Source organism: Rothia sp. HMSC062H08 (genome assembly GCF_001810775.1).
GTDB lineage: Bacteria > Actinomycetota > Actinomycetes > Actinomycetales > Micrococcaceae > Rothia.
This window is the reverse complement of record NZ_KV802649.1, coordinates 1-3,400: the sequence shown is the minus strand read 5'-3', so window position 1 is coordinate 3,400 and position 3,400 is coordinate 1. Positions and strand designations below refer to the sequence as shown.

At 51.8% G+C, this 3,400-nt stretch carries 1 rRNA gene; it reads left to right on the top strand.

Annotation, left to right across the window (positions count from 1 at the left end):
* Positions 1-261 precede the first annotated feature (261 nt).
* Positions 262-3,353, top strand: a 23S ribosomal RNA gene (locus HMPREF2765_RS00345).
* Positions 3,354-3,400 lie beyond the last annotated feature (47 nt).

Genomic DNA, 3,400 nt, shown 5'->3' with positions numbered 1-3,400 from the left:
GGGTGGTTTTGCTCATGGGTGGAATGTTGGTTTTGGGTTGGATGAGGCGCATTGTTGGGTTTTGGGGTAACACGTGTGTGTTGTTCCTTTGTTTGCCTGGCATGGTGATGATGCAAGTGTTTTTGTTTGTGTTGTTGTTGTGTTGTGGGTTGTTGTTTGAGAACTATATAGTGGACGCGAGCATCTTCTGGAATTTGCGTTGAATCAATGCTTTGGTGTTGGTTTGATTGTTGATTTTAGATTCTTATTTTTCTTGATTGTGTGTAAGTTATTAAGGGCACACGGTGGATGCCTTGGCATTAAGAGCCGATGAAGGACGTGTGAATCTGCGATAAGCCTCGGGGAGCCGATAACTGGGCGTTGATCCGAGGATTTCCGAATGGGGAAACCTGGCTCATCTTCATGGTGAGTTACCGCCAGCTGAATGTATAGGCTGGTTGGGGGGAACGCGGGGAAGTGAAACATCTCAGTACCCGCAGGAAGAGAAAATAAAGTAATGATTCTGTGAGTAGTGGCGAGCGAAAGCGGAAGAGACTAAACCTGTGGTGTGTGATAGCGGTTAGGCGTTGCATCATGGGGGTTGTGGGAGTCACAGTGGCAGTTCTAACTGGCTGCCGGCATGATGTTCAGGATGGTAGGTGAACGACTTGGAATGGTCGGCCGTAGAGGGTGAGAGTCCCGTAATCGAAATTGTTCTGTCCGTGGTGTGGCCACCCGAGTAGCACGGGGCTCGTGGAATCTCGTGTGAATCTGCCAGGACCACCTGGTAAGTCTAAATACTTCTTAATGACCGATAGTGAATCAGTACCGTGAGGGAATGGTGAAAAGTACCCCGGGAGGGGAGTGAAATAGTACCTGAAACCGTGTGCTTACAAGCCGTTGGAGCCTTTTGGGGTGACAGCGTGCCTTTTGAAGAATGAGCCTGCGAGTTAGTGTTATGTCGCGAGGTTAACCCGTGTGGGGTATCCGTAGCGAAAGCGAGTCTGAATAGGGCGTTTGAGTGGCATGACCTAGACCCGAAGCGGAGTGATCTATCCATGGCCAGGTTGAAGCGACGGTAAGACGTCGTGGAGGACCGAACCCACTTCAGTTGAAAATGGAGGGGATGAGCTGTGGATAGGGGTGAAAGGCCAATCAAACTCTGTGATAGCTGGTTCTCCCCGAAATGCATTTAGGTGCAGCGTTACGTGTTTCTTGCCGGAGGTAGAGCTACTGGATGGCCGATGGGCCTTCACGGGTTACTGACGTCAGCTAAACTCCGAATGCCGGTAAGTGAGAGCGTAGCAGTGAGACAGTGGGGGATAAGCTTCATTGTCGAGAGGGAAACAGCCCAGACCACCAACTAAGGCCCCTAAGCGTGTGCTAAGTGGGAAAGGATGTGGAGTTGCTTAGACAACCAGGAGGTTGGCTTAGAAGCAGCCATCCTTGAAAGAGTGCGTAACAGCTCACTGGTCAAGTGATTCTGCGCCGATAATGTAGCGGGGCTCAAGTACACCGCCGAAGTTGTGGCAATGATCTTTTTGGATTGTTGGGTAGGGGAGCGTCGTGTGGCCGGTGAAGCTGCGGTGTAAACCAGTGGTGGAGGCTATGCGAGTGAGAATGCAGGCATGAGTAGCGAAAGATGAGTGAGAAACTCATCCGCCGGATGATCAAGGGTTCCAGGGTCAAGTTAATCTGCCCTGGGTTAGTCGGGGCCTAAGGCGAGGCCGACAGGCGTAGTCGATGGATAACGGGTTGATATTCCCGTACCGGTGAAAAACCGCCCATACTGATATTGTGATGCTAACCATGCGAAGCATGATGTGCAGGCTTTTGTTTGTGTGTTGTGTGGGTTGTGGGACCCGATCTTTGGAGGTAAACGTGTTAACAGGTGTGACGCAGGAAGGTAGCCAAGCCACGCGATGGTTGTCGTGGTCTAAGCGTGTAGGGTTGTCGGTTGTTAAATGCGCCGGCTGTGTGCCTGAGACGTGATGGGACCCCGTTTTTGGGGGATTTGGTGATCCTATGCTGCCGAGAAAAGCATCGGCGTGAGGTTTTAGCCGCCCGTACCCTAAACCGACACAGGTGATCAGGTAGAGAATACTAAGGCGATCGAGAGAATCATGGTTAAGGAACTCGGCAAAATGCCCCCGTAACTTCGGGAGAAGGGGGACCTTGAGCGTGATGGGCACTTGCTGCCTGGAGCGTGTATGGGTCGCAGAGACCAGGGGGAAGCGACTGTTTATCAAAAACACAGGTCCGTGCGAAGTCGTAAGACGATGTATACGGACTGACTCCTGCCCGGTGCTGGAAGGTTAAGAGGATTGGTTAGCCTTTTTTGGGCGAAGCTGAGAATTTAAGCCCCAGTAAACGGCGGTGGTAACTATAACCATCCTAAGGTAGCGAAATTCCTTGTCGGGTAAGTTCCGACCTGCACGAATGGAGTAACGACTTCCCTACTGTCTCAACCATGAACTCGGCGAAATTGCAGTACGAGTAAAGATGCTCGTTTCGCGCAGCAGGACGGAAAGACCCCGTGACCTTTACTATAGTTTGGTATTGGTGTTTGGTTTGGCTTGTGTAGGATAGGTGGGAGACTGTGAAGCATGGACGCTAGTTTGTGTGGAGTCGTTGTTGAAATACCACTCTGGTCAATCTGGATGTCTAACTTCGGGCCATGATCTGGTTCAGGGACAGTGCCTGATGGGTAGTTTAACTGGGGCGGTTGCCTCCTAAAGTGTAACGGAGGCGCCCAAAGGTTCCCTCAGCCTGGTTGGCAATCAGGTGTTGAGTGTAAGTGCACAAGGGAGCTTGACTGTGAGACTGGCAGGTCGAGCAGGGACGAAAGTCGGGACTAGTGATCCGGCGGTACGTTGTGGAACGGCCGTCGCTCAACGGATAAAAGGTACCTCGGGGATAACAGGCTGATCTTGCCCAAGAGTCCATATCGACGGCATGGTTTGGCACCTCGATGTCGGCTCGTCGCATCCTGGGGCTGGAGTCGGTCCCAAGGGTTGGGCTGTTCGCCCATTAAAGCGGTACGCGAGCTGGGTTCAGAACGTCGTGAGACAGTTCGGTCCCTATCCGCTGCGCGCGTTGGAAATTTGAGAAAGGCTGTCCTTAGTACGAGAGGACCGGGACGGACGAACCTCTGGTATGTCAGTTGTACCGCCAGGTGCATGGCTGATTGGCTACGTTCGGGAGGGATAACCGCTGAAAGCATCTAAGCGGGAAGCCTGTTTCGAGATGAGATTTCCTGGCACTTTTGGTGTGTGAGGCTCCTTATAGATGATGAGGTTGATAGGCCGGGTATGGAAGCGGGGACTGAAGACTCGTGGAGTTGACTGGTACTAATAGGCCGAAGGCTTACTTTTCAAGAGAGTTGTTTGTTGTTTGCGTTCACTGTATGGTTTTTGGATAA